This window comes from Pandoraea apista, from assembly GCF_001465595.2.
Taxonomy (GTDB): Bacteria; Pseudomonadota; Gammaproteobacteria; order Burkholderiales; family Burkholderiaceae; genus Pandoraea; species Pandoraea apista.
Map to the genome: position 1 here is coordinate 1,803,344 of NZ_CP013481.2, position 25,931 is coordinate 1,829,274.

Below are 25,931 nucleotides of genomic sequence, written 5' to 3' on the forward strand. Positions count from 1 at the left end.
TGCCAGCCTGGGCGGACATCGTCCGCAGACAACCCCATTGCAGCAACGCAAGCTCCCGGAAGGACAACGCTCATGGCTCAGGCCCACGTACTTGGATTGCCGCGCATTGGCGCACAACGTGAACTCAAATTCGCCGTCGAGGCCTTCTGGCGCGGCGAAATGACCGTTCAGGCATTGCAGGACACCGGCCGGAGCATCCGCGAGGCAAATCGCCGTGCGCAGCGCGAGGCGGGACTCGACTGGATCACCGTTGGTGACTTCCATTGGTACGATCAGGTCCTGTCCACGCTGGCGCTCGTGGGCGGGCTGCCGGAGCGCTTCGGCGCGGCGCCCGCAGCCCTCACGCTGGCGGACTACTTCGCTGCCGCGCGCGGTACTGCCCGGCAAAGCGCGATGGAAATGACAAAGTGGTTCGATACCAACTACCACTACCTCGTGCCGGAATATTCGCCACAGACGCGCTTCGGCCGGGGCACGGAGTGGTTGTTCGAAGAAGTGGCGGAGGCGTTGGCCGAAGGCGAAAACGTCAAACCAGTGTTGCTCGGGCCGCTCTCGCTGCTGTATCTCGGCAAGGAGAAGGGTGGTCTTGCAGACCGTCTCTCATTGCTGCCTGAATTGCTCGTGCAATACGAGCGCGTGCTGTCGCGCCTGAAGGCGTTAGGCGTGACGTGGGCGCAGATCGACGAGCCGATTCTCGCGCTCGACCTGCCAGCGCTGTGGCGCGACGCCTTTGCGCCGGTATATCGACGTCTCGCGCCGGTCGCGCCATCGTTGCTGCTTGCCACGTATTTCGGCGACGTCAGCGAGCATGTGGCGCTGTTGGCGGCATTGCCCGTCTCCGGCGTGCATGTCGACGGGGTGCGGGCACCGAAGCAACTCGAAGCGTTCGCCGCACAATGGCCGCAAGACAAGGTGCTGTCTGCCGGAGTGGTCGAAGGACGAAACGTCTGGCGCTGCGATCTCACGCACGCTCGCGCACGACTCGTACCGCTGGCGGAAACGCTCGGAGACCGGCTATGGGTGGCGTCGAGTTGCTCGCTCATGCACTGCCCGGTCGATCTCGCGAGCGAGGCACGCCTGGATAAGGAAGTGCGGAACTGGCTCGCGTTTGCCAGGCAGAAACTGGACGAAGTGGCATTGCTGTGCCGCTCGCTCGACGCGGCTCAATTCGCCACCGCGGACGTGCGTGCCGCTTTCGTTGCCGATGCCACCGCGCAAGCTGCGCGTCGCACGTCGCCGCGCATTCACAACAGCGTGGTGCAGAAGCGACTGGCGGCGCTGACCGAGGCCGACGCACGCCGCGCGTCCGACTATCCGGCCCGCGCCCGCGCGCAGCGCGCATGGCTCAAGTTGCCAGCACTGCCGACCACGACCATCGGGTCGTTCCCGCAGACGGCGGCCATTCGTGCGGCGCGCGCCGACTTCAAGCGCCGTGCCATATCGCATCTGGACTATCTGGAGACGATGCGCGCACAGATTCGTCTGGCCATTGAGAAGCAGGAAGCCTATGGGCTCGACGTACTCGTGCATGGCGAGGCAGAGCGCAACGACATGGTCGAGTACTTCGGCGATCTGCTCTGGGGCTTCATGATTACCGAGCATGGTTGGGTGCAGAGCTATGGCTCGCGTTGCGTGAAGCCGCCGGTGATCTACGGCGACGTGTACCTGCCCGAGCCGATGACCGTCACGTGGAGCGCCTATGCACAGCAACTGACCGCCAAGCCAGTCAAGGGGATGCTGACCGGCCCGGTGACGATGTTGCAATGGTCGTTCGTGCGCGACGACCAACCGCGGGAGCTCACGGCATTGCAGATCGCGCTGGCGTTGCGCGAGGAAGTGGCTGCGCTGGAAAAGGCGGGGGTGCGTGTGATTCAGATCGATGAGCCGGCGCTGCGCGAGGGACTGCCGCTGCGTGAACGCGACTGGCCGTCGTATCTCGGCTGGGCGGTGCGTGCGTTCCGTGTGTGCTCGTCAGGCGTGGCCGACGACACGCAGATCCACACGCACATGTGCTATTCGGAGTTCCACGACATTCTGCCCTCGATTGCTGCGCTCGACGCCGACGTGATCTCCATCGAGACCACGCGGTCCGATATGGAACTGCTGGACGCTTTCGAGGCGTTTGAATATCCAAACGAGATCGGTCCGGGGGTCTACGACATTCACTCGCCGCGCGTGCCTTCGCAGGCAGAGATGGAGCGTCTGATCGAGGCTGCGCTCGCGCGCATTCCGGCCGATCGCCTGTGGATCAATCCGGACTGCGGATTGAAGACACGCGACTGGGCTCAGGTCGACGGTGCGCTGCCCCACATGGTCGCCGCCGCCAAAGCCGTGCGTGAGCGGCTCATGGGGGCTCGCGTGCAGGGGCAGGCTCAGGCGGCCTGACGCTCGCGTGCGTCAGGCGTCGCGCTCATCGCGCCAATGAAAAATGCCCGGAGCCTGGCCGAAGAGGGGGAAGTCGCCGTGCCGGGAATGGCTTCCGGCACTCAAGTCTTATCGTGCCGATCTATCGCCAGCTTTACCAGCGAGGCCATTCTGACGGCATCTTCGCCTTCTTCTGCCATCAACCCCGTGACGGTTCCCATCCGATCCTGCATGGATTCATCCTGACTGACCTTCAACTTCCCGACAAGCCGGACAATCGGAATTTCAATGCCGACCACGCCCCGGATCATTTTGTCGATGTAGTCCGAAGGGGCATCCGTGAGTTTCCAGGGCGAAGCTCGCGAAGATTCATTGACTGCGGTAAGCCGCGCCAGCAACTGATACAACCAGTCCCGGTCATCGACGGCTCTGGCCACACCGTGCGCGTGCGCAACGCTGTAGTTCCAAGTCGGAACCACCTTGCCGTCTTTCTGTTTGCTGGGATACCACTCCGGCGTGATATAGGACTGTGGGCCCTGGAATATCACCATGGACTCGGCCGATGCCGAGAGTTGCTCCCACACGCGATTGGCGCGCGAGACATGTCCAAGAAGCGTTCCGAATTCCCCCCGAGACCTGTCCAGCACAAAGGGAATGTGGTTGGCGACAAACCCATCGTCGGTCATAGTGACCCACGCCCCCAATGGATGGGCATCTATGAGTGACAGCGCGTCGAGACGATCTGGCATCGCATGGTATTTCGGTACGTACACAAACACTCCCACAATCAGTCCCAAGGACGCTCAGCGGTATTTCCGCACGTTTGAAAAACGCCGCCGATACCTTGGCGTATCGGCGGCGTCTTGTCTTTCCCGGTGTTCCCCGGTCGGCGAAAGATCCCTCAGGCGAGCGCCTTTTCGACGATCTCGCGAACGTCCTTCGACAGGGCCTTGTGGTCCGCGACAGCTTGCAGTGCTTTGTGCATGTGCTCGCGCAGCGATGGCGTGTACTTGCGCCAGCGGTCGAGCACCCGTGCCAGACGCGCCGCTACTTGCGGGTTGAGGGCGTCGAGCGCGAGTACCTGTTCCGCCCAGAACTGGTAGCCGGAACCGTCTGCCGCGTGGAACTGGGCGGGATTGCCTGCGCAGAAGCTGAAAATCAGCGAACGCGCCCGGTTCGGGTTCTTCAGCGTGAAGGCCGGATGGCGCATGAGCGCCCGCACTGCGTCGATCACACAATGGCTGCCGTCGCCGCGTTGCATGGCTTGCAGCGCAAACCATTTGTCGATGGCTAACGGCTCGTGCTCGAAGCGTTGATAGAAGTCTTCCAGCGCTTCGGCGGCATGGTTCTGTCCGTGCGCGGCGTCGCCCTCGCGCGCGGCCCCGCCGCGTTGCACGAGCGCGGTGAGCGCGGCGAAACGATCCGTCATGTTGTCGGCCGTGTCGTATTGCGTGCGGGCGGTTTGGGCCACACCGGCGTCGGACAGTTCCATCAGGTACGACAGCGCGAGGTTCTTCAGGGCACGCTCGCCTGCGGAGGCGGCATCGGGACGATACGGACCCGGCACGCGATGGTTGTGATACGCCGCGAGCCACTCGGTGTGCAGCGAGGCCGCCAGACGCTGACGCAGATACTGACGCGCCGCATGAATTGCCGCCGGATCAATCTCGGTCATCTGCTCGCCGAGATACGACTCGGCCGGCAGCGTGAGCGCCTGTGCGCGGAACGCCGGGTCGAGTGTTTCATCGCGCAGCACTTGCCGGAAGGCTTCGAGCACGTAGCTGTCGACGCTGGGCAACTGGCCCATCTGAATGGACTCGACGAGCGCCAGCAACTGGCGCGTGGCCAGACGCTGACCGGCTTCCCAACGGTTGAACGGATCGCTGTCGTGCGCCATCAGGAACGCGAGTTCGTCGATGGTGTATTCGTGCTCGACGATCACCGGAGCCGAGAAACCGCGCAGCAGCGACGGCATCGGGTTATGCGGCACATCCACGAATGTGAAGCTCTGGCGCTCCTGCGTGAAGTCGAGCACCCGCGTGGTGGTGGCGGGCACCTCGCTGCCTTCGCCCGCCAGACGCAGGGCGAGATCGCGGCCGTCCTGACCGAGCAGACCGACAGCGAACGGAATATGGAACGGCTGTTTGACGAGCGTGTCGTCTTGCAACTCGACGCCGACCTTCGGGCAGCGCTGCGTGAGCGTGAGGGTGTAGGTGCGCGCGGCTTCGTCGTAGGCGGCGTCGACCGTCACGCGCGGCGTGCCGGCCTGGCTGTACCAACGGCCGAATTGCGTCAGGTCGCGATGGTTGGCGTCGGCCATGGCGGCGCGGAAGTCATCGCACGTGACTGCCTGCCCGTCGTGGCGCTCGAAGTACAGGTCCATGCCGCGGCGGAAACCGTCGCGCCCGAGCAGCGTCTGATACATGCGCACGACTTCGGCGCCTTTCTCGTAGACGGTGACCGTGTAGAAATTGTTGATCTCGACGTAACTCTCCGGGCGCACCGGATGCGCCATCGGGCCGGCATCTTCGGGGAACTGTGCCTGACGCAGCACGCGCACGTCGTCGATGCGCTTGACCGCGCGGCCCGACTCGGAGCCCATCATGTCGGCAGAGAATTCCTGATCCCGGAACACCGTCAGGCCTTCCTTCAGGCTCAACTGGAACCAGTCGCGGCAGGTCACGCGATTGCCTGTCCAGTTGTGGAAGTATTCGTGGCCCACCACGGCTTCGATGTTGCCGAAATCGTCGTCGGTCGCGGTGGCGGCATCGGCCAGCACATACTTCGTGTTGAAGATGTTCAGGCCCTTGTTCTCCATCGCGCCCATGTTGAAGTCGCTCACCGCCACGATCATGAAGCGGTCGAGATCGAGTACGCGTCCGAAGCGCTCCTCGTCCCAACGGATCGAGTTGATCAGCGAGTGCATGGCGTGTTCGGTCTTGTCCAGATCCTGCGGCTGTACCCAGACTTGAAGGAGCTTCTCGCGGCCATCGCCGGCGACCAGGCGTTCCTCACGGCAAACGAGACGTCCGGCGACCAGCGCGAACAGGTAGCTGGGCTTCTTGAACGGGTCGTCCCAGATGGCGAAGTGACGGCCATCGGGCAGGTCGCCCTTGTCGATCAGGTTGCCATTGGCCAGCAGCACCGGATACGCTTCGCGGTCGGCGCGCAGCGTAACGGTGTAAGTGGCCATCACATCCGGACGGTCGAGGAAGTAGGTGATCTTGCGAAAGCCCTCGGCCTCGCACTGCGTGAAGAAGTTGCCCCCCGAGACGTATAGCCCCATGAGCGACGTGTTCTCCTGCGGACGGCAGCGCGTGACGAGCGTGAGTTCGAACGCTTCGGGCGGGGCTTCAACGGTGAGCGTTTCTTCGCCCGTGCGGTATCCGGCCCAGGGTTTGCCGTCGAGTTCGAGGCTCACCAGTTGCAGACTCTGACCCACCAGTTCGAGGTCGCCGCCGGCGCCGGCAGGGTTGCGGTGTACGCGCAGCCGGCTGGTGACGGTGGTGACGTCGGGGGCGAGGTCGAAGTCGAGTTGGACGGTGTCGATCAGATACGCCGGGGGCGTATAGTCGGAGCGTTGGATGACACCTGCGAGGTCGGTTCTGAGCATGGACGGTGTTTTGCGGACGGCCAAGGATCTCTAAATTGTAACGGAGTGGCGGCTCCTCCGCGTCGAAGCGAGAAATTTGCTGAATTTTTGCCTCAACGCGGCCGTCAAATGTCTCGGATGTGCGCGATGCGTCGTCCTATGCTTAAATCGGTGCAGGCGGCGCGCTTGGGCGCGCCGGGCCTTTCTCTGGAGTAGTCAATGATGTGGAAACGATGGGCAATGGCGACGTTGGCCGTCGCCAGCGTCTTGCTGGCAGGGTGTGCCAGCACGGTCACGAGTCAGGTGACCGCGTTCGGCGATTCGCCGGGTTTTGAAGGCCCACGCACTTATGCGCTCACGCGCACCGCCGAGCAGCAGAATAATCAGGAACACGCGACTTATGAGCAGTGGCTGCGCACGCGGCTGGCCGGAGACGGTTTCAGCGAGCAGAGCCCGTCGAGCGCGCACTATCTGATCGGCATGAGCTACGGCATCACCCAGCAGGTGATGCGTGTGGCGGAGCCGGCGTACGATCCGATGTTTGCGCCGGGCCCCTGGGGGCCGTGGGGACGCCCGTGGGGGTGGTATGGCTATCCGTACGGACCGCCGCCGGCTTATGTCGAGCGCGATTACCCGTATGGGCTCGCCGGCTTGCAGTTGCGCTTCACGGATCGCGCGAGCGGCAAGGAGGTGTACCGTGTGCAGGCCAATACCAGTGATGCCGGCACGTCGCTCGCCTCGGCCATGCCGTTCCTGATCGACGCCGCGCTCAAGCAGTTGCCGTTCCCGAGCGGGCGCACGGTCAACGTGCAGCAGAAGGTCGGACAATAGGGCGCCGGGCAAGTCGCGGCAGGCAGCAGAACCTCGCCGGAGGAAGGCGGCGCGTCATCGGGACGCGCGCTTCGCTCCGGCGTTTTTCGTTTACTGCATCAGCGTGACGATGCCGAGGATGGCGAAGATGATGGCGGCAACCGTATGCACGGCTTTCGTTGGCAGGCGGCCGGCGAATTTATGGCCTACGAGTACGGCCGGCACATTGGCGAGCATCATGCCGAGCGTAGTGCCGGCCACCACGCCAAAGAAGTCCTGATAGCGCGCGGCGAGCATCACCGTGGCGATTTGTGTCTTGTCGCCCATTTCGGCGATAAAGAACGTGACGACCGTGGAGGCGAACACGCCGAGTTGGCGCTTCGTGGTGGCGTCTTCGTCGTCGACCTTGTCGGGAATCAGAATCCAGATTGCCATGCCGATGAACGAGGCGACGATGGCCCACTTCATGATTGCCGGACTGATGGCCGTGGATAGCCATTCGCCGAGCGCGCCGGCGAAGCCGTGATTGACCAACGTGGCGACGAGAATGCCAAGAATGATCGGCACGGGCTTCTTGAAGCGTGCAGCGAGAACGAGGGCAAGCAGTTGGGTTTTGTCGCCGATTTCGGCGAGACCGACAACACCGGTCGAGATGAGGAACGGGGACACCTTGTTTTTCTCCGCCGGGCCATGTTGATGCGAGCCAATGACAACGCATCCCGGCCCGGTTGGCGGAAGCATTGTCATCGGTCTCGCCAGGCCCGAAGGCTGCGCACGCCATAGCCGGAACCGGCCAAGTCTGTTGACGTACGCCCCTGTCGACGTGCGATGAGCACGACAGGGCGGCTACTCCCCAATGAATCGGAGCGGATTATAGCATCGGATTGGTGACGTGCAAGGGCTGGCTGGCGGTGTGCACGGTGTTCTGTCGCGCGCGAATGCGCACGCTGAGGGCACAAGGCAACGGCGGGCAGGTCGCCATGCGGGGGTGAAAAAAGGGCAGCCGACAGGCTGCCCAAGGAGATCCCCGACCGCATGCCCCTTGCGCACGGTCGGCGACCGCGGGGGAATGTACGCCGCGCCAAGGCGGCGGCGCCCATTTCCTCGCGAAAGCGATGCGTCACTTTGCCGCCCCGACGAGGCGGATCAGGGCGCCCGGTCAGTGGGCCGTGCGTCGATGCACCGGTTTGCCTGCGGCGTAGGTCGTGGCGATGGCGCGGTCGTCGCCGAGCATGGCGAACGCGAAGAGCAGTTCTTCGAGCGATTCCGCCAACGCCGTGCGGCGTGCCAGCAATGGTGTGGCCTTCGGGTCGAGCACCACGAAATCGGCCTCGGCGCCCGCGGCCAGTGTGCCGATGGTGCCGTGCAGATCGAGGGCGTGCGCCGCGCCTTCCGTCGCCAGATAAAACATGCGTTCGGCCGAAAGGTGATAGCCCGACAGACGTGCGACCTTGTGGGCCTCGTTCATCGTCTGCAACATCGAGAACGTCGAACCACCGCCCACGTCGGTCGCGAGCGTGACCGGCATGCGGGTCGCCTCGGCGGCAGCGAAGTCGAACAGACCGCTGCCCAGGAACTGATTCGATGTCGGGCAATGCGCGGCCACGGTCCCCGTCTCGAACATGCGACGGCGGTCATGCTCGTCGAGCCAGATGCAGTGGCCATACACCGCGCGTTTGCGCAGCAGCTTGTAGTGGTCGTACACGTCGAGATAGCTGCGATGGCCGGGGAACAGGGAGCGCACCCATTCGACTTCGTCGGTGTTCTCGGCGACGTGGCTCTGAATGAACACGTCCTGATACTGCTGGGCGAGTTCGCCGCACACGCCAAGTTGCGCTTCGGTCGACGTCGGCGCGAAGCGCGGCGTGAGCGCGTAAAGCTGGCGTCCCTTGTTGTGCCAGCGTTGGATCAGCGTTTCGCTGTCGCGTGCGCCGCTCTCGGCCGTATCGCGCAGGAATTCCGGGCAGTTGCGATCCATCATGACTTTGCCCGCGATCATGCGCAGATCGCGCGCGTCGCTGGCCTTGAAGAAAGCGTCGGCCGACCCCGGATGCACCGTGCAATACACGAGCGCGCTTGTCGTGCCGCCGCGCAGCAGTTCGTCGAGGAAGAACTGGGCGACATCGGCCGCGTACTCCGGGTTCTCGAAACGGCGCTCGGTCGGGAAGGTGTACTTCTCGAGCCAAGGTAGCAGCCCCGGTGCGGGCGACGCGATCATATCCGTTTGCGGATAGTGGATGTGCGTGTCGATGAAGCCGGGCGTAACGAGCTTGTCGCGCAGGTCTTCGACGGGCGTGCCGGCGGGCAGTGTGGGGGCGACCCTGGCATAGTCGCCGACGGCAGTGATGCGGCCGTTCTCGAAGGCGACGATACCGTCGGTATGGTGCACGGTGCCGGGGGCGCCATCGAGGTAGGCGCGCGCGGGATCGTGCGTGAAGTAGACCAGTTGCGCGCGTATGGCGCGCAGGGCGTGGCTTGTGGTGGACATGTGCAGGGGCCTTCTATCGTTACATTTGCGTGAGCAGCAGCACTGCCAGTGCAGCGACGATCCACATCGCCGGCTTGATCTCTTTCACACGGCCGGTGAACAGCTTGAGCACGACAAACGCGAGGAAGCTGTAGGCGATACCGTCGGTGATCGAGTACGAAATCGGAATCATCACCACCGCGATAAAGCTCGGGATGGCTTCGTCCATGCGGTGCCATTCAATGCGCGCCACGGATTCCATCATAAACACACCGACCAGAATCAGCGCCGGGGCTGTCGCGATGGCAGGCACCAGCGAGAGCATCGGGGACAGGAACAGGAACGGCAGGAACAGCAGCGCGCACACCACCGCGGTCAGCCCGGTGCGCCCGCCCTGTGCGATGCCTGCGGCCGATTCGATATAGGCGTTCGCCGGGCTCGTGCCGAGCGGGCCGGAAATCAGCACCGAGAACGAATCGACGATCATCGCCTGACGCATATTGCGCGGATTGCCGTCGCGATCCTTCATGTTACCGGCTTCGGCAATGCTCATGAAGGTCGAGAGCGTATCAAAGAACGCCGTGAAGAGCATCACGAAGATGAACGGCAGGTAAGCTACCTTCAGCGCACCGAGCAGGTCGAGCTGGCCGATGCCCGAGAAGTCGGGTGCGGCGAAGAAACCGTGGAAGTTCACCAGCGTGGCGGTCGCAATTTCCTTGGGGAAGTACGCCGTGCCGTCGCCCCACAAACGGCCGATGGGAATCGCCATGAGCGTGGTGACAACGATACCGATCATCAGCGCACCGTTCACGCGGCGCGCGACGAGCACGGTCGTGAGCGCGAGTCCGATGAGGAAGGTGACGGTCGGCGGCGACAAGTGCGCGAGACGCACGACCGTGACCGGATCGCTGATTACAAGTTTGGCGTTGACGAGACCGATCACGGTGATGAACAGACCGATGCCGCACGAGATCGCGTAGCGCAGGTTGGCCGGAATGGCGTCGACGACGAAGCGGCGCACGTTGAGCGCCGCGAGCAACGCGAAAAGAATGCCCGACCAGAACACACAGCCCAGCGCCGTTTGCCACGGCATGCCGACGCCGTGCACCATCGTGAAGGCGAACAGCGCGTTCAGTCCCATGCCCGGCGCGACGAGTACCGGGTTGCGGGCGTAGAGCCCCATTGCACAACTGCCGAAGAAGCTGATGAGCACCGTGGCGGTGAGTGCCGCCGGGAACGCCATGCCAGTCTTCGACAGAATGGCCGGGTTGACGACGATGATGTACATCGCCGCGAGGAATGTGGTGATACCGGCTATCACTTCCGTGCGAAACGTGGAGCCGAGCGCCGTAATACCGAAATACCGGTCGAGCGACGAGACAGGCTGCGCGCCCGCCACGCGCGTGCTGTCGTGAGCCGCTTCGGGCGCGGCAGTACCCGCCGGGGGGCTGAGCGATGAGTCCATGGGGTGTTGTCTCCGATGTTCTAAGATGTTTTGTGCGCGCGACGCCACAGGTGTGGGGGCACCGTATGACGCCTATTCAGGCACGCTCAAAAAATAGCATCGGGCCCCGGTGAAAATATTCCTCATGCGGAATGTTCCACATCATCGCGAGCTAATGTGGCGGTGTTGGGAGCGCCGGTTTGCCTTCGTTTTTTTGTGGTGACGGCGAAAATCGGAACTTACTGTGACTTATGCCGCTTGCGCTGCGCGGAAGGCCGCCAGTTCCCCGACGAGACGGCGCTTCTCGCTGTCGTCGATGAACGACGCTTCGAAGCTGTTCCTTGCCATCGTGTAAGCGTCTTCCAGCGTCATGTCCAGCGCGTCGAACGTTGCCAGGAAGTTCTCGTTCAGGTAGCCGCCGAAATAGGCCGGATCGTCAGAGTTGATCGTCACGGCGAGCCCGCGCTTGAGCAACTGGTGCAGCGTGTGCTGCCCCATATCGTCGAACACTTTGAGACGCACGTTTGACAACGGGCACACCGTGAGTGCGATCTTTTCGCGGGCCAGCCGATCCAGCAGCGCTTCGTCTTCGATCGCGCGCACACCGTGATCCACGCGCTCGACGCGCAGCATGTCCAGCGCTTCGTGAATGTAAGCGGGTGGCCCTTCTTCACCGGCATGCGCCACAATGCGCAGCCCCAGATCGCGGCATCGTTCGAACACGCGTGCGAACTTGGACGGCGGGTGCCCTTGTTCCGACGAGTCGAGTCCCACGCCTACGAGACGGTGGCCGTGGCTGTTGAAATACGGCAGGGCGGTTTCCAGCGTTTTCAGGGCATCGTCTTCCGGCAAGTGACGCAGGAAGCAGAGAATCATGCGGCTCGTGATGCCGTATTGCGCCTCGGCTTCGGCCAGCGCGCGTTCAATGCCGTTGACTACCGTTGCCATCGATACACCGCGCGCCGTGTGCGTTTGCGGATCGAAGAATATCTCGGTGTGACGGATATTGTCGGCGACGGCTCGCTCCAGATAGGCGCGCGTCATGTCGTAAAAATCGTCTTCGGTGAGCAATACGCTCGCACCTGCGTAATAGATATCCAGAAAGGATTGCAGGTCGGTGAAGGCGTAGGCGTCGCGCAGGGCTTCTACGCTCGGGTAGGGCAGCGTGACGTGATTTCGCTGCGCCAGTTGAAAGATCAGCTCGGGCTCGAGCGTACCTTCGATATGCAAATGCAGCTCCGCCTTGGGCATGGCGCAAAGGGTCCTGGCGAGTTCTGGCGTGAGTGGCATGGCGAAGTTTTGTTGTTGGGGGGATGGGCGGGATTCTACCGTCGCCGGCGAATGCCGGTCACGCGCGAACCCATGCGCGCGACCGCCGCACCGCCGTCAGATGGCGATGCCGGTGTTCTGCGACGACGCCGGTGCGTTTTGGCGCATCTGCTGCTCGCGCACGCGCAAAAGCTGGGCCGCCACGGCAATGGCGATTGTCGCCGGCGCCTTGCCGGTAATGCCGGCGACACCGATGGGGCAGATCATCTGCTCGAAACGCTCGGGCGGCACCCCGCGATCGCGCAGACGGTGTTCGAACTGGCGTCGCTTCGTCATCGACCCGATCAGGCCGAAGTAGGCGAAATCGTCACGCTTGAAGATGGCCTCGCACAGGCGCTGATCCAGGGCGTGGTTATGTGTCATCACGAGGAAATACGCACCCGGCGGCGCTTCGGTCACGACAGCCTCGGGGGTGTCGGTCGATTCCACCTGCGTATTCGGCGGCACACTTTCCGGGAAGGTCTCGGTGCGCTCGTCGGCCCACGTGACGTGGCACGGTAGCGTGGCCAGCACTTGGACGATGGCCTGCCCGACGTGGCCCGCACCGAACAGCACGATATGGAAGTCGCTGGGCGCCAGACGCTCGCTCAGCCAGAGCCAGCCGTCGCTGCCTTGCCAGAAGGAGCAGGCGGCGTCGTCGGCATCGCGAGTCAGGGTGTGCGGGTGGGCGAGAGGCTCGCTCGCATCGAGTGCCGTCAACATGACCGGGCCACCTTGCTGCAAGCTTGCGACCGCATCGGCGCCGGGGGCTCCGAAAGCAACGCTGCGCAGACTCGCTTCACCTGCCGCGAGCCGCTTGTGAAGCGCGCTCACCCAGGCCAGATCGCTGAGCGTGAGCACTTCGAAGGCGAGGGTGACGGCGCCGCCGCAGCACTGCCCAAGGCTCGGGCCAAGCGCAAAACGTTCGACATGCCGTGCGCCTTGCTGTCCGTACTGACGCAGTAGCTGGCGGGCGACATCCATCGCCCGCCATTCGAGATGCCCGCCGCCGATGGTCTCCCACACCTGCTCGCGCGTGACGAGCAGATGGGTGCCCGCCTCGCGCGGCGCGGAGCCCTCCACGCGCGCGATCGTCACCAGTACCGCAGCCTCGCCACGGGCCAGCAGTTTGTGGGCGGCATCGACCCAGCGGTGCATCAGGCGGCGCTCCGCGTGCGCAACTCGGTGATCGCCATGAGTAGCGCTTCGGACGTTGCCGGCGCATTGAGTACCGGTTCGTCGCGATAGTCGTTCACGCTCGCCACGGCATCGCGCAGGGCGTTGAACACCGAAAACGGCAACAGCAGCGGCGGCTCGCCCACGGCTTTCGAGCGATGGATCGAGTCCGAGACGTTCGTGTTCTCGAACAACGCCACGCGGAAGTCCGTCGGACAATCGCTGATGCCGGGAATCTTGTACGTGGAGGGGGCGTGCGTCATGAGCTTGCCGTCCTTGTTCCACCACAACTCTTCCGTCGTCAGCCAGCCCATGCCTTGAATGAAGGCCCCTTCGACCTGCCCGATATCCAGCGCGGGGTTGATCGACTTCCCGGCGTCGTGCAGCACGTCGGCGCGCAGCAAACGCCATTCGCCGGTCAGCGTGTCGAGCACCACTTCCGAGACGGCCGCGCCGTAAGCGAAGTAGTAGAACGGATTGCCGTTCATGGTCGCGGCATCCCAGGACAAGCCCGGCGTGGCGTAGAAACCGTCGGACCACAGTTGCACGCGCGCCCAGTAAGCCGCTTCCACCAGATCGGGGAAGGGGATGTCGTGGCCGTTCGCGCTCACGACATCGTTGGCGAAACGCACGTCGTCAGGCGAGCCGCCGTACTTCTGCGCGGCAAACGCCGCCAGACGCTGGCGAATCTGCCATGCGGCGTTCTGGGCCGCCTTGCCGTTCAGGTCGGCGCCGGTCGAGGCCGCCGTGGCCGACGTGTTCGCCACCTTGCTGGTGTCGGTCGCCGTCACGCGCACATGCGAGAGATCAACGCCCAACTCGTGCGCCACGACCTGAGCCACCTTGGTGTTCAGACCCTGCCCCATCTCCGTGCCGCCGTGATTCACGAGCATCGAGCCGTCTCGATAGATGTGCACCAGCGCACCGGCCTGATTGAAGGCCTGCACGTTGAACGAAATGCCAAACTTGAGCGGCGTGAGCGCCAGACCCTTGCGCAGTACCGGACTCGTGCGGTTGAACGCCTTCACCGCTTCACGTCGCGCACGGTAGTCGCTCGTCTGTTCCAGCTCTGCAACGAGTTCGTGAATGACGTTGTCCTTGACCACTTGCCCGTAAGGCGTGACGTTGCGCTCGGTCTTGCCGTAGAAGTTCGCGCGGCGCACGTCGAGAGCGTCTTTGCCCAGATGGCGGGCGATGGCGTCTTGCACGACCTCCATGATGAGCGCGCCCTGCGGGCCGCCGAAGCCGCGAAACGCCGTGTTCGACTGCGTGTTCGTCTTGCCGCACAGCGCACGCAGATCGGCGTCGGGCACGAAGTAGGCGTTATCGAAATGGCAGATTGCACGCGTGGCGACCGGGCCCGACAGGTCGGCCGAGAAACCGGCGCGCAGGGTCATGTCGACCTTGGCGCCCTGAATGCGGCCGTCGTCGTCGAAGCCGATGTCGTACTCGAAGTAGAAGCCATGACGCTTGCCGGTCATCATGAAGTCGTCGTCGCGATCGAGACGCAGCTTCACCGGACGCTTCAGTCGCGTGGCGCACAGCGCGGCCACGCAGGCAAACAGACCCGATTGCGACTCCTTGCCGCCGAAGCCCCCGCCCATGCGACGGCATTCGACCTGCACCTGATGGCTGTGCCAGCCAAGGGCGTGCGAGACGAGCGCCTGCATTTCGGTCGGGTGTTGCGTCGAGCAATAGAGGTGAAGACCGTCGTTTTCCTTGGGAATCGCGTAGGAAATCTGTCCTTCCAGATAGAACTGCTCCTGCCCGTTGCATTCGAATGTGCCGGTCAGCCGGTGCGGCGAGGCTTGCAGTGCGGCATCGGCGTCGCCACGGCGCAGATGGTACGGCGGAAGCACACCGGCGCCTGCCGCCTTGGCGGCCTGCGGCGTGAGAATCGCGGGCAGGTCTTCGTACTCGCCCTTGGCCAGACGCGCGGCACGGCGCGCCGCGTCGTGCGACTCGGCCACCACGGCGAACATCGGCTGACCGATGTACTGAACAATGCCGTCGGCGAGAATCGGGTCGTCGTGAACGACGGGGCCGCAATCGTTCACGCCGGGAATGTCGGCGGCCGTCAGTACCGCGACCACGCCCGGCGCGCGGCGCACGGCGTCGAGATCGAGCGAGAGAATGCGGGCGTGCGCCTTGGGCGACGCACCGAGAGCGCAGTGCAGCGTGCCTTGCAGTTCGGGGATGTCGTCGGTGTAGGTGGCTTCGCCGGCCACGTGAAGTTCGGCCGACTCGTGCGGGCGCGAGCGGCCCACTTGGGCGCCGGCCGCCGGGGTGGCACCGGTCTGCGTCATGAATCCTTCAACTTGCGTGTTCATGGGCAACTCCGGTTAGACGTTGGCGAACGCGTTGACTTCGTGTGCCGCAAGCGGCGCATCGGTGCGCGTCTCCAGGAAAAAACGATACAGCAGATTCTGCGCGCCGGCGAGCCGGTAGGCGCTGGTCGCGCGCATGTCCGAGAGTGGCTGGTAGTCGGCGGGCATCGCTGCCATGGCGGTGCGCACGGTCGCTTCGGTCCACGGTTGGCCGGTGAGGGCGGCTTCGATGGCGCTGCCCCGCTTGGGCGTGGCAGCCATGCCGCCGAACGCCACGCGCGCCGAGCGCACGGTATCGCCGTCGAGTTCGATCGCGAACGCAGCGCACACCGCAGAGATGTCCTGATCGAAGCGTTTGGCAAGCTTGTACGTGCGGAAGCGTTGCGCTGCGCCCGGGAGCGGCACGCGGATTCCCTGCACGAATTCGCCGGGTTGGAGCGCGTTCTTCTGATATGCCAGATAGAAGTCCTCAAGCGGCATCTCGCGCACCACGCCTTCGCGATGCAGCACGATGCGAGTGCCGAGCACGATCAGCCCCGGCATCGAATCGCCAATGGGTGAGCCGTTCGCGACGTTGCCGCCCAGCGTGCCGGCGTTGCGGATCGGGAACGACGCGAAGCGCTGACGCAGTTCGGCCAGGTCGGGATAGTGTTTGACAAGCGCATCGAACGCGTCGTTGAGCAAAGCGCCCGCACCGATATAGATGCCGTTCGGACCTTCGGATATCTCGCGCAGTTCCGCCACTTGTCCGAGATAGATCAGGTGCTTGAGCTCGCGGAATTGTTTGGTGACCCACAGGCCGACGTCGGTGCTGCCTGCCAGGATGCGTGCGTCGGGGTAGGCGGCGCGCAGGCGGCCCATCTCGGCCAAGGTGCGCGGTGCGTGGAAGACATGACCGTCGTGCTCGTACGACAGCGTGTCGCCGCGTTGCAACGCCTGAAGCTGCTTCGCGAGCGCTGCGCGGTCGAATTCCTGACGCGGCAGCGCGAACATCTTCTGGGCGGCGTCGACGATGGGCCGATAGCCGGTGCACCGGCACAGGTTGCCGGAGAGCACGTCGTCGATCTCGCGACGGCTCGGGCAGCCGGCCCCGGCCGGACGATTCAGATACATGGCCCAGAGCGACATTACGAAGCCCGGCGTGCAGAAGCCGCACTGCGATGCGTGACAATCCACGAGCGCCTGTTGCACCGGATGCAGGGTGCCGTCCTGAGCGCGCAGGTCTTCCACCGTAAAGAGGGCTTTGCCGTCGAGCGTGGGCAGAAACTGGATGCAGGCGTTGACCGCCCGCAGCGCCACGTTGCCATCGTCGGCCAACTCGCCGATCACGACCGTACAGGCACCGCAATCGCCCTCCGCGCACCCTTCCTTGGTGCCGGTGCAGTGCAGGTCTTCGCGCGTGTACTGAAGCACGGTGCGGGTCGTGGCCTCGCCAGTGACCTCGTGCACCTTGCCGCGGTAATAGAAGCGGATGGCTTGTGTCTCCATGGTTCTCAGTGTAGTGCAGTGGGATTGCAGAAGCGCCGGATCTGCGCCGGCGTGGGGATGAGCCGAAGATAGCACCGGCAGGGGAGGTAAATATTTCGAGGCCATGATGATGCCTATTCGGTCGCCCCGATGACCCGGCATTGTCATAAACTATGGCTCAACCCGCCGTCATCCGGCGTTCAACAAGCCCCAAGAGCGCCCCAACTCATGCAAAGACCCCGCGAACAGATCGACGCCTACCTGCTGCGGGTACTTCATACGCTGCTCACCGAACAAAGCGTTTCGCGCGCGGCGCTCAAGCTCGGCCAGTCGCAGCCCGCCATCAGCAACTCGTTGCGCCGTCTGCGCGAGATCACCGGAGACGCCATTCTGGTGCGCGGCAAGAGCGGCATGGTGGCCACCGAGCGCGGCCGGGAACTGCTGGGCTACGCCACCGATGCGCTCGCCGCCATCGAGCGCATTACCCATCCCACCACCGAATTCGCGCCGCAGACCACGACCCGGGCGTTCCGGCTCGGGGCGCCCGACTATCTCGACGCCGTTTTCCTGCCCAATATCGCCGAAGTGCTGCGCCGCGACGCGCCCTCGGCGCGCCTGCACGTCCAGCCGATCAATGCCGGCTTCGACTATGCCGGCGCGCTGGAGAACGGCTCGCTCGACGTGGTGATCGGCAACTGGCTCGAGCCGCCGCCGCAATTACACATGTCGCGGTTGTTCGACGACGAAGTGGTTTGCATGCTTGGCGCGCAGCATCCGCTCGCGAACAAGGGCATCTCGCTTAAGCATTATCTGGAATTGCCGCATCTGGCGCCTACGCCTTACGTGGCGGAGCGTCAGAGTTTCATCGACGGATGTCTGGCGGAGCAGGGCTTGCGTCGCAATATTCAGATGACGATGCCGTATTTCGGGCTCGTGCCCTACGTGCTCATGCGTACCGATCTGGTCTTTACGACGGGACGGCAGTTTGCACAGCACTACGCGCGGTACCTGCCGATTCGTGTCTTGCCGTCGCCATTCGCCTTTCCGCCCATGCGCTTTTATCAGCTATGGCACGAGCGCACGCATGCCGCGCCGGAGGTGACCTGGCTGCGCCGGCGAGTGGCCGAGGTGGCGACGGAACTGGATGCCGTGAGCGGCGGTGCGGAAGTGCCGGTCGTGGCGCGGCCCTGACGGTCGGCGGACGAACGGAAGGCGGCGGGCAGAGGCGGAGGGGGCGGACGGTGTGAAGCCCGCGGAGGGCGCGGCCGCCACCCGAAGGCAGACGGCCGGTCAGACAGGGAGCGCGGGGTGCGCCCGACGATCCCTTAGCGCAACGAAATCGCGCGGCGAGGACGGTGCAACGCCAGCGCCAGGAAAATCACGACAAACGCGGCGAGCGACCACATCGGGAGCGTGAGGCCGAGAATCGGCGGGTACATCGTCTGGCACATTCCCTGCACCTGAAACACCTGCGGAAACATGCGCGACGTCGGCAAAGCATCGACAAACGCTTCTACCACGTCATATCCGCAGCTCACCAACGGATTCGCTTGCACGTACACCAGATAGCCCGACGCCGCCATGCCCCCAATGGCCGATAGCGCGGCGAGCACACGTGCGAACTGAATACCTGCCCAGCCGCGCGCGAGCGCACCGATCAGACCGAAGATTGCGATCAGCACCAGCGCATAACGCGTGAGAATGCAGAGCGGACACGGGTCTTCGTGGCGCACGTACTGGAAGTACAGTGCCCCGCCCAGCAAGGCGAGACAGACGACGGTGAGCAGGAGGTACAGCCGGCGTTCGCGGCGCAGGGCCGGGTCGATTTGAGTGTTCATTTCACTTCGGGCGGTGAGCCATCACGAATCCCGCAAAACCCGCATGACGCAGGGTGGCAGGCACTTGGGCTGGGATTGTAACCCCAGCCCGATTCGTGCGTGAGCCGAAAAATTGCGGAACTTTTTGCTCGAAAATCAGACGCTTGCACCGGCGTGCGACGGGGCGCACGGTCATTGCCCAACGACTCGCGGGCGACGCCGCCACCCGCGCTGTTCTGGTCTATGCCGAAGCGTGCGGCATCAACCGCCCAGACCCGCCGAGCGCAGGGCGTGTTCGATGGCACGGGCAACCGGGAACAGGCGGGCGTCGCTGCCGGCTGCGCCGCTCGCCATCAGTCCGATAGGGGCTTCCCCCTTGGCCTGACAAGGCAAGGAAAACGCGCAGCCGTCGATCATGTTGATGGCGGTAGGGTTGCGCAGCACCAGCGCATTCGTTGCCGTGAAGGTGTCGTCGCTCGCTTCGAGCGGTGCAATGGCCGGCGGCGTGAGCGGCACGGTCGGGCACAGCACGGCGTCGAAGCTCTGCCAGACGGGATTTGCCGCAGCGATGAGGTTGGCGCGGGCATTCAGCAGGTCGATGTAATCGGCGGCGCTGGCCGGTTCGCCCTTGCGAATGCGCACCAGCACGCGCGGGTCGTAATCCTGTGCATGCCCGGCGATCAGCTTGCGATGCCACGCATAAGCCTCGATAGGCGAGAAGCCGAAGCGGTTCATCGCGGGCAGGCCGTCGAACGGGGTGAAACTGAACTCCACGAGCGTGGCGCCAGCCTTGGCGAGTGCAGCGAGAGCGCGCTCGTAAATCGCAATGGCGGCAGGTTCCGCACCGTCCAGCACGAAATTCGTCAAGATGCCGAACCGCATGCCACGAATGGCACGCGGTTCGGCGGGCGTTTCGTCAACGCTATGGCCGCTCAGGATGGCGTCGACCCGCGCGCAACAGTCGACCGAGCGACCGATGGGGCCGACCGAGTCCAGCGACGTCGAGAGCGGCAGCGCGCCGTCGCGTGGCGTGCGGGCGGCCGTTGGCTTGAATCCCGTCAGGCCGCAGAAGGCCGAGGGAATGCGGATCGAGCCGCCGGTGTCGGTGCCGAGTCCGACGGCGGCCATGCCGTCGGCCACCGACGCGGCGGCCCCCGACGACGAACCGCCGGCAATATGACCGGCTTCGCGTTGCCACGGTGAGCGCGGCGTGCCGTAGTGGGGATTCAGACCCAGGCCCGAGAACGCGAATTCGGTCATGTTGGTGCGACCGATAATCACCGCGCCCGCCTGACGCAGCCGCGCCACGGCAAGCGCGTCGCGCTGGGCCGGGGCGGCGCCGGAGAGGACTTTGGACCCCGCACGCGTGACCTGTCCGGCAACGTCGAACAGATCTTTCACCGACACAGGAATGCCCATCAGCGGCGACAGGCGGACACCGGCGCGTCGCAGGGCGTCGATGCCGTCGGCGGCGTGACGGGCGGCCTGGGCGTCGACGTGTGTGAAAACGACGCTGCCTTGCCCGGCGGGATCGGCGATGCGGGCGAGCGCCTGCTCGGTCAGCGCGCGGCTGGTGGTGCGAGCGGCGTCGAGCGCGGCGGCGAGTTCGGACAAGGGGCGTTGCAGGTCGATGGCGTCGGTGCTCATGATCAGATCGCTTTCAGAATGTGAGTGCGGAATTCTTCGATATGCCGGGTAATCGCGCGGCGGGCGCGCTCGGCGTCGTGCGCAACGAGCGCTTCGAACAACTCGAGATGCTCCTCGTAGACATCTTCCAGATGACTTGGCGTGGACAGCGCAAGAAACCAGAAGCGCAGCGAGCGTTCGTGCAACCCGCGCAACAGCTCCGCGAGCGTTTGATTGCGCGAGGCGTGCGAGATCGCCAGATGGAAGTCGCGGTCGATGCGCATCATGGCCGCCACGTCCTGCGTGGCAATCGCATCGCGCGAGCGCGCCAGCACCGCCTCGATGGCGGCGAGGTCGTCCGGTGTGGCGGCGCGTGCCGCCAGCGCCACGCAGTACGTCTCGTTGATCATGCGCACGTCGATGATCTCGAGGGCGTCGTTGAGCGAGACAGGCGCGACCATCGCACCTTTGCGCGGCAGAATGACCAGTAACCCTTCCAGTGCGAGCCGATGCATGGCCTGATGCACGGGCGTGCGTCCCAGTCCTGTCGACTGCATCAACTGGGCTTCGTTGAGGGGTTCGCCGGGGCGCAAACGTAGCGTGATGATGTCGTGCTTGATGGCGTCGTAAGCACGCTCCGTGAGGCTTCGGTTGTCGGTGGCGGCGGGTGAATCCATGACGGTGGCGACGTTTGCGGTCGTTGCAGCATGATCCGGTTCGAAGGGCATGGCGTTGTGCATCGTCAGGTGGGCTTCGGTTGAGCGGTATTCGTCCGCGAGGGCTGGGGGGGATCGGCTCAGCGACGTATGCGTCGATGCCGTCACCATTCGCGCCAAAGGACGGATATCGATGCCCGCTCCGTCATCTACGTGAAATTCGATTGATATTTGTGTGATATTTCACACGTCGATGCGACAAAAAGCAAGAAGAAAAATTTCATGGGAAGGGGCGAAAAACGGGAATTTTTTATGAAATGCCCCGTCAATCTTGGGTTGCGCGCGTGTTCGCCCATCGCGTATATTGGTTCGGCGCCAGTTTCTGGCCGGGAGTTCGTGTGGTTTTGCCGATCTGGCCAGTGTGCCGGAGACCCTACCGGGACGCGCAAGCCAGGTCCCGGCAACCGGTCCGCCATGGCGACCGGGCGAACCAACGCAACGTCTACCAAGCCGGCAGCACGCGGCCGGCTTCCCACCTTTATCAAGCATCACGTCTTGTGATATCGCTGCGGCCCGCGAGGGGCGCGGCGTGTGACCGGCGTGGAGTCAAGAACAGCAATATCGGCGTAACACGCCGCGGGGAGAACGTATCGGATGCATCACGCCATCGACTTCATTCAGGATCTGGCCGTCATCATGCTGCTGGCGGGCATTGTGACGGTCATCTTCAACCGGTTCCGGCAGCCGGTCGTACTCGGCTATATCGTGGCGGGGGTGATCATCGGCCCGTACACACCGCCGTTCGCATTGATACACGACGAGAAGACCATCGGCATTCTGGCCGAACTCGGCGTGGTGTTCCTGATGTTTTCGCTGGGGTTGGAATTCAGCTTGCGCAAGCTCGCGCGAGTGGGCGTGACGGCATTCGTGGCAGCGATCACCGAGATCGTGCTGATGCTTTGGCTGGGCTACGAGATCGGCCGCTTCTTCGGCTGGAAGGCGATGGATTCGATCTTCCTCGGCGCCATGCTCGCTGTCTCGTCGACCACCATTATCGTGAAGGCGCTCGACGAACTGGGCATGAAGCGCGAGCGCTTCGCTCAGCTCATTTTCGGCGTACTTATCGTTGAAGATGTGCTGGCCATCGGCATGATCGCGCTGCTCTCGGGCATTGCCATCAGCGGTTCGGTCGATGCCGGTGAGGCCACCTTCACGCTGGGCAAGCTGCTGCTGTTCATGGTGGTGTCGCTCGTGGTGGGCATTCTGCTCGTGCCGCGCATTCTCGGCTACGTGGCGAAGTTCAAGAGCGACGAGATGTTGCTGATCGTCGTGCTGGGCCTGTGCTTCGGCTTCTGTCTGCTGGTCATTCAGATGGGTTACAGCGTGGCGCTTGGCGCGTTCCTGATCGGCGCCATCATGGCCGAAGCGCGGGAGTTGCACACGATCGAACGGCTGGTAGCCCCGCTGCGCGACATGTTCAGCGCCGTGTTCTTCGTCACCATCGGTCTGCTGCTTGACCCGCATGTCCTCGTGACCTACGTTTGGCCGATTCTGGTTATTACCCTGGCGGTCGTGATCGGCAAGATTGTGTCGTGCGGCCTGGGCGCGTATCTCTCGGGGCAAGACGGGCGTACATCGATGCGCGTGGGCATGGGGCTGTCGCAGATCGGCGAGTTCTCGTTCATCATTGCGTCGCTCGGGCTCTCGCTCAAGGTGACAAGCGACTTTCTCTATCCGATTGCCGTGGCCGTGTCGGTCATCACAACGCTGCTCACGCCGTATCTGATCAAGAGCGCCGATCCGGTGACCGGGTGGCTCGGCCGTGCAATGCCGGGGCGTCTGTCCTATGTGCTCGGGCAGTACACGCAGTGGCTGCAAAGCATTCAACTGACGGGCGACAGCGCGGCGCTCGTCACCATCGTGCGACGCATCGTGGTGAGCGTTGCGATCAATCTGGCGCTGGTCGTCACGATCTTCCTTGGCGGCGCGTTTTTCTACCGGCGGCTGGCCGATCTGATGTCGCCGTGGGTGGGCGACCCGAGCCTGCAAAGCGCCGTGGTCTGGGGGGGCGCACTGGTGCTGTCGTTGCCGTTCCTGATTGCGGTGTACCGCAAGCTCAAGTCGCTCTCGCTGCTGCTCGTGGAGTTGTCGGTGCCGCCGAGCCTGACGGGCCGGTACACGCTTCAGGTGCGCCGCGTAGTGGCCGAGATTCTGCCGATTGCCGCGATGGTCGGAGTGATTCTGCTGGTGGCGGCTTTGTCAGCGAGTATTTTGCCGTCGACAGAAATGATCGCGCTGATCGTTTCGGGCACCGTGGTGCTGGCTATCGTAATGCGGAGCTGGTTCGTGCGCATGCACGCCAAGCTCCAGATCGCCCTGAAGGAGACGCTCGAACACCAACCGGATGGCGAGCAGCACGGCAACGGTCCGCCTTCGCATTGATCCACGCGAGCACCCGCCGCGACAACGGGCAGGGTGCGAGGCAAGCCTAACGAAAAGCCCGCCGGGTTTCCTCCGGTGGGCTTTTTCCATTTGACGGCAGCGGGCTTGCTTACGCTTTGCGTGTCGGGAGGTCGAAGATCAGGCAGGTGGTCGTGGCGTGTGCGTAGAGCGTGCCGTCGGGGCCCACGATGCGGCCTTCGGCGATGCCGACCTGACGCCCCACCTGAATGACGTTGCCTTCGGCGCGCACGCAGGGAACGTCGCGCGTGAGGGCGCGGACCATGTTGGTCTTGAGTTCGAGCGTGGTGTAGCTACGCCCGACGGGCAAGGTCGAATGAATGGCGCAGGCAACGGCAGAGTCCAGCAGGGTGGCGTACCAACCCCCGTGGATGGAACCGAGCGGGTTGTAATACGGCAATGCAGGCCTGCCCTGAAAGACGGCGCGGCCGTTCGCGATTTCGATCGCCAGGAAGCCGAGCGTTTCACTGATCGGCGGCATGGGCAGCTTGCCGTCGAACATCGCCTGAAAGATCTCCAGGCCGCTCAGACCGATCACGTCGGAGGGTGTTGCAACGCCGTAGCGTAACGGACCATTGCGGGCGAGTCGTTCTCGCACAGCGGCTTCGTCAGCTTCCCATTGCGCCAGTACGGTAGCGGCAGCCGGTTGAATACTCATGGTGTCTTCCTCGTGACTTTTATCATGCTAGCGATGTGCCAGATTATAGAAGTCGACGCGTGCGCCGGGGCATTTCGCGTTAGAGGGAAGTGTCGAGGCGAGGCGGCGGGTAGCAACGGCAGGTTCTCTCGCCCGCCACCCGCTTCCCTCTTGGCCCGCTCAGGCCGCCTGCGCGTGGTGAAGACGGTAATTCGCCAACTCGTCGATGGTCAGGATCGGCAGGCCGTGTTGTTCGGCGAAGCGTTCGATGTCTGCACCACGGGTCATCGTACCGTCCGGGTTCATCAATTCGCACAATACGGCGGCGGGCTTCAGGCCGGCGAGAATTGCGAGATCGACCGAGCCCTCCGTATGGCCGCGGCGGGTGAGCACACCGCCCGGCTGCGCACGCAGCGGGAAGACGTGGCCCGGGCGAGACAGGTCGGAGGGTTGAGCGTCGTCGGCGATTGCGGCACGGATCGTGGTCACCCGGTCGGCGGCCGAAACACCGGTGCTCACGCCTTGACGCGCTTCGATAGTCACGGTGAATGCGGTGCCGTAGCGGCTTTGATTCTGCTCGACCATCGGCGGCAGATCGAGACGGCGCAGGGTCTCATCGGGCAGACACAGACAGACGATGCCGCTGCACTCACGGATCAACATGGCCATGGTGGCCGGGGTGATTTTCTCGGCGGCAACGATCAGGTCGGCTTCGTTCTCGCGGTCGAGATCGTCCATCAGAATGACCGGGCGGCCTTCGCGCATGGCCTGAAGCGAGGCTGCCAGACGGACTTCGACCGGCGGCAGGTTCGTAAAGGCCGGGTAGGCGTGCAGATCGTCGGTCGCGCTGGCCCTATTGGCCGATGCGATGTCTTGCGGTGCTGCTTGGGTCGTGCGGGTGATAACGGACATGAAACGCTCCTCGCGTAAGTCAATCGGGCGAAAAACGTTTTCGGGGCATGCGAACGGACGTCGCCATGGAACGGTGTCCCATGGCACGCGGGTATCGACGCATCTTCTCTCATCCGGACTATGACCGTCGGCTCTGGCTTCGCACCAGATCTGCTGACCCTGCCGATGTCGCGAAAGCAACGGTGGCAGGCGCTCGCGGGCTCGTGACGCAAGCAGCTTGCGCTGCGTGGTGTCACATACCGCCGGTGGGGACTTTCACCCCGCCCTGAAGACGTGTATGCCGCACGCTTGGCGCTGCGAAGTGACTTATCGGGTGGCGTCCTTGCGTATTCGGCGAGAGAGAGCGTAGCACAAGGTGTCGCGGGTCTGCAGGGAAGACTGCGCGGCGCGCGTGGGATTGAGGACGAGGAAAGCGGCGCGACACGCGGGCGGAAAGGGGGGGGAAGAAGTGGGTGGAAGAAGGGATGCGAGAAGGGGGCGGATTCGCACAAGAATGCAACGCCGGAAGCCACGGCTGTTTGGGAACGACAGATGCCACGGTCGTGGGAGACGCGTGACATCCGGCATGCAGCGTGACGGGGTGGAGGACGTTCAGGCCGGAGTGCCCTTGACCGTGTACCCGGCGTCGGTGATGGCTGCGCTGACTTCGATCGGCGAGAGACGGCTTTCGACGTCGACGCGACCGGCACTCAGATCCACGTTGACTTTGGCAGCCGCGTCGCGCTCGGTGATTGCCCGGGTGACGGCTTTGACGCAATGGCCGCAGCTCATACCTTCGACTTGCACTTGCATGGTGAACTCCTTGAAAAGAGATTTCGGTGGCACTGATCTGATGAGCCGATCATAGACCTTCCTATGGAGGGAAGCT

Annotated in this window: 19 protein-coding genes and 2 riboswitches; of the genes, 4 read left to right on the forward strand and 15 right to left on the reverse strand. The window is 63.9% G+C overall.

Features of this window, described 5'->3' with window-relative positions; all coding sequences use genetic code 11:
• The first annotated feature begins 72 nt into the window (after positions 1 to 72).
• The gene (gene metE / locus AT395_RS08380) at positions 73 to 2,385 is read left to right on the forward strand and encodes a 5-methyltetrahydropteroyltriglutamate--homocysteine S-methyltransferase (RefSeq protein ID WP_048627585.1); all 2,313 of its coding nucleotides are present in this window, start codon (positions 73 to 75) and stop codon (positions 2,383 to 2,385) included.
• Between the two features lie 101 nt (positions 2,386 to 2,486).
• Here the strand turns inward: metE and AT395_RS08385 are convergent, their stop codons facing one another.
• Together AT395_RS08385 and pepN are read right to left on the reverse strand one after the other, a co-directional pair.
• Complete coding sequence (locus tag AT395_RS08385) at positions 2,487 to 3,113, reverse strand: FMN-binding negative transcriptional regulator (protein ID WP_231605977.1); 627 nt, start codon at positions 3,111 to 3,113, stop codon at positions 2,487 to 2,489.
• A 152-nt stretch (positions 3,114 to 3,265) separates the two neighbouring features.
• Complete coding sequence (pepN, locus tag AT395_RS08390) at positions 3,266 to 5,977, reverse strand: aminopeptidase N (protein WP_048627654.1); 2,712 nt, start codon at positions 5,975 to 5,977, stop codon at positions 3,266 to 3,268.
• A 198-nt stretch (positions 5,978 to 6,175) separates the two neighbouring features.
• Here pepN and AT395_RS08395 point away from each other — a divergent pair, with 198 nt between their 5' ends.
• Positions 6,176 to 6,787 (forward strand): DUF4136 domain-containing protein, encoded by a 612-nt coding sequence (locus tag AT395_RS08395; protein ID WP_048627653.1) that lies wholly within the window; start codon positions 6,176 to 6,178, stop codon positions 6,785 to 6,787.
• Between the two features lie 90 nt (positions 6,788 to 6,877).
• Here AT395_RS08395 and AT395_RS08400 read toward each other — a convergent pair whose 3' ends face one another.
• The 7 genes from AT395_RS08400 to xdhA all read right to left on the reverse strand — a co-directional run bounded on the left by AT395_RS08400 (position 6,878) and on the right by xdhA (position 16,976).
• A complete protein-coding gene (locus tag AT395_RS08400) occupies positions 6,878 to 7,435 on the reverse strand; it encodes a TMEM165/GDT1 family protein (RefSeq protein ID WP_042117064.1) in 558 nt (185 codons plus the stop codon).
• Positions 7,436 to 7,445: 10 nt separating this feature from the next.
• Positions 7,446 to 7,633, reverse strand: a riboswitch (yybP-ykoY riboswitch).
• Positions 7,634 to 7,925: 292 nt separating this feature from the next.
• A complete protein-coding gene (gene guaD, locus AT395_RS08405) occupies positions 7,926 to 9,254 on the reverse strand; it encodes a guanine deaminase (protein WP_048627584.1) in 1,329 nt (442 codons plus the stop codon).
• Between the two features lie 19 nt (positions 9,255 to 9,273).
• The gene (locus AT395_RS08410; RefSeq protein ID WP_224787474.1) at positions 9,274 to 10,698 is read right to left on the reverse strand and encodes an NCS2 family permease; all 1,425 of its coding nucleotides are present in this window, start codon (positions 10,696 to 10,698) and stop codon (positions 9,274 to 9,276) included.
• A gap of 228 nt (positions 10,699 to 10,926) precedes the next feature.
• On the reverse strand, positions 10,927 to 11,967 hold the full coding sequence (locus AT395_RS08415) for an adenosine deaminase (RefSeq protein WP_042112181.1): 1,041 nt from the start codon (positions 11,965 to 11,967) through the stop codon (positions 10,927 to 10,929).
• Positions 11,968 to 12,063: 96 nt separating this feature from the next.
• Entirely contained in the window at positions 12,064 to 13,143 is a 1,080-nt protein-coding gene (xdhC, locus tag AT395_RS08420) for a xanthine dehydrogenase accessory protein XdhC (RefSeq protein WP_042112180.1), read from the reverse strand.
• A complete protein-coding gene (gene xdhB / locus AT395_RS08425; RefSeq protein ID WP_042112179.1) occupies positions 13,143 to 15,491 on the reverse strand; it encodes a xanthine dehydrogenase molybdopterin binding subunit in 2,349 nt (782 codons plus the stop codon). Before xdhB ends, xdhC begins: the two co-directional genes overlap by 1 nt.
• 12 nt (positions 15,492 to 15,503) lie before the next feature.
• Complete coding sequence (xdhA, locus tag AT395_RS08430) at positions 15,504 to 16,976, reverse strand: xanthine dehydrogenase small subunit (RefSeq protein ID WP_048627583.1); 1,473 nt, start codon at positions 16,974 to 16,976, stop codon at positions 15,504 to 15,506.
• 207 nt (positions 16,977 to 17,183) lie between these two features.
• On the opposite strand from xdhA, the gene AT395_RS08435 reads away from it, so the two are divergent.
• Complete coding sequence (locus AT395_RS08435; RefSeq protein WP_042112177.1) at positions 17,184 to 18,146, forward strand: LysR substrate-binding domain-containing protein; 963 nt, start codon at positions 17,184 to 17,186, stop codon at positions 18,144 to 18,146.
• Positions 18,147 to 18,280: 134 nt separating this feature from the next.
• Here AT395_RS08435 and AT395_RS08440 read toward each other — a convergent pair whose 3' ends face one another.
• The 3 genes from AT395_RS08440 to AT395_RS08450 all read right to left on the reverse strand — a co-directional run bounded on the left by AT395_RS08440 (position 18,281) and on the right by AT395_RS08450 (position 21,075).
• A complete protein-coding gene (locus AT395_RS08440; protein ID WP_042112176.1) occupies positions 18,281 to 18,793 on the reverse strand; it encodes a disulfide bond formation protein B in 513 nt (170 codons plus the stop codon).
• A 240-nt stretch (positions 18,794 to 19,033) separates the two neighbouring features.
• Positions 19,034 to 20,419: an amidase gene (locus AT395_RS08445; protein WP_048627582.1), complete on the reverse strand. Its 1,386-nt coding sequence runs from the start codon at positions 20,417 to 20,419 to the stop codon at positions 19,034 to 19,036.
• A gap of 2 nt (positions 20,420 to 20,421) precedes the next feature.
• Positions 20,422 to 21,075, reverse strand: coding sequence for a GntR family transcriptional regulator (locus AT395_RS08450; protein WP_042117061.1), 654 nt, complete (start codon positions 21,073 to 21,075; stop codon positions 20,422 to 20,424).
• 633 nt (positions 21,076 to 21,708) lie between these two features.
• On the opposite strand from AT395_RS08450, the gene AT395_RS08455 reads away from it, so the two are divergent.
• The gene (locus tag AT395_RS08455) at positions 21,709 to 23,496 is read left to right on the forward strand and encodes a cation:proton antiporter (RefSeq protein ID WP_042112174.1); all 1,788 of its coding nucleotides are present in this window, start codon (positions 21,709 to 21,711) and stop codon (positions 23,494 to 23,496) included.
• Between the two features lie 109 nt (positions 23,497 to 23,605).
• Here the strand turns inward: AT395_RS08455 and AT395_RS08460 are convergent, their stop codons facing one another.
• From AT395_RS08460 to AT395_RS08470, 3 genes are all read right to left on the reverse strand, one after another.
• Positions 23,606 to 24,172 (reverse strand): PaaI family thioesterase, encoded by a 567-nt coding sequence (locus AT395_RS08460; RefSeq protein ID WP_048627581.1) that lies wholly within the window; start codon positions 24,170 to 24,172, stop codon positions 23,606 to 23,608.
• Between the two features lie 159 nt (positions 24,173 to 24,331).
• The gene (gene ribB, locus AT395_RS08465; RefSeq protein WP_082164620.1) at positions 24,332 to 25,063 is read right to left on the reverse strand and encodes a 3,4-dihydroxy-2-butanone-4-phosphate synthase; all 732 of its coding nucleotides are present in this window, start codon (positions 25,061 to 25,063) and stop codon (positions 24,332 to 24,334) included.
• Between the two features lie 97 nt (positions 25,064 to 25,160).
• Positions 25,161 to 25,340, reverse strand: a riboswitch (FMN riboswitch).
• A gap of 314 nt (positions 25,341 to 25,654) precedes the next feature.
• Entirely contained in the window at positions 25,655 to 25,855 is a 201-nt protein-coding gene (locus AT395_RS08470; RefSeq protein WP_048627580.1) for a heavy-metal-associated domain-containing protein, read from the reverse strand.
• Positions 25,856 to 25,931 lie beyond the last annotated feature (76 nt).

What these genes read in the sequence shown, in the direction of transcription:
- xdhA (WP_048627583.1), bottom strand. Translation starts at nt 16,976, where the DNA reads ATGGAGACACAAGCCATCCGCTTCTATTACCGCGGCAAGGTGCACGAG.
- AT395_RS08415 (WP_042112181.1), bottom strand. Translation starts at nt 11,967, where the DNA reads ATGCCACTCACGCCAGAACTCGCCAGGACCCTTTGCGCCATGCCCAAG.
- AT395_RS08470 (WP_048627580.1), bottom strand. Translation starts at nt 25,855, where the DNA reads ATGCAAGTGCAAGTCGAAGGTATGAGCTGCGGCCATTGCGTCAAAGCC.
- AT395_RS08445 (WP_048627582.1), bottom strand. Translation starts at nt 20,419, where the DNA reads ATGAGCACCGACGCCATCGACCTGCAACGCCCCTTGTCCGAACTCGCC.
- AT395_RS08435 (WP_042112177.1), top strand. Translation starts at nt 17,184, where the DNA reads ATGCAAAGACCCCGCGAACAGATCGACGCCTACCTGCTGCGGGTACTT.
- AT395_RS08455 (WP_042112174.1), top strand. Translation starts at nt 21,709, where the DNA reads ATGCATCACGCCATCGACTTCATTCAGGATCTGGCCGTCATCATGCTG.
- xdhC (WP_042112180.1), bottom strand. Translation starts at nt 13,143, where the DNA reads ATGCACCGCTGGGTCGATGCCGCCCACAAACTGCTGGCCCGTGGCGAG.
- AT395_RS08410 (WP_224787474.1), bottom strand. Translation starts at nt 10,698, where the DNA reads ATGGACTCATCGCTCAGCCCCCCGGCGGGTACTGCCGCGCCCGAAGCG.
- AT395_RS08440 (WP_042112176.1), bottom strand. Translation starts at nt 18,793, where the DNA reads ATGAACACTCAAATCGACCCGGCCCTGCGCCGCGAACGCCGGCTGTAC.
- pepN (WP_048627654.1), bottom strand. Translation starts at nt 5,977, where the DNA reads ATGCTCAGAACCGACCTCGCAGGTGTCATCCAACGCTCCGACTATACG.
- xdhB (WP_042112179.1), bottom strand. Translation starts at nt 15,491, where the DNA reads ATGAACACGCAAGTTGAAGGATTCATGACGCAGACCGGTGCCACCCCG.
- AT395_RS08385 (WP_231605977.1), bottom strand. Translation starts at nt 3,113, where the DNA reads ATGCCAGATCGTCTCGACGCGCTGTCACTCATAGATGCCCATCCATTG.
- guaD (WP_048627584.1), bottom strand. Translation starts at nt 9,254, where the DNA reads ATGTCCACCACAAGCCACGCCCTGCGCGCCATACGCGCGCAACTGGTC.
- AT395_RS08450 (WP_042117061.1), bottom strand. Translation starts at nt 21,075, where the DNA reads ATGGATTCACCCGCCGCCACCGACAACCGAAGCCTCACGGAGCGTGCT.
- metE (WP_048627585.1), top strand. Translation starts at nt 73, where the DNA reads ATGGCTCAGGCCCACGTACTTGGATTGCCGCGCATTGGCGCACAACGT.
- AT395_RS08460 (WP_048627581.1), bottom strand. Translation starts at nt 24,172, where the DNA reads ATGAGTATTCAACCGGCTGCCGCTACCGTACTGGCGCAATGGGAAGCT.
- AT395_RS08395 (WP_048627653.1), top strand. Translation starts at nt 6,176, where the DNA reads ATGATGTGGAAACGATGGGCAATGGCGACGTTGGCCGTCGCCAGCGTC.
- ribB (WP_082164620.1), bottom strand. Translation starts at nt 25,063, where the DNA reads ATGTCCGTTATCACCCGCACGACCCAAGCAGCACCGCAAGACATCGCA.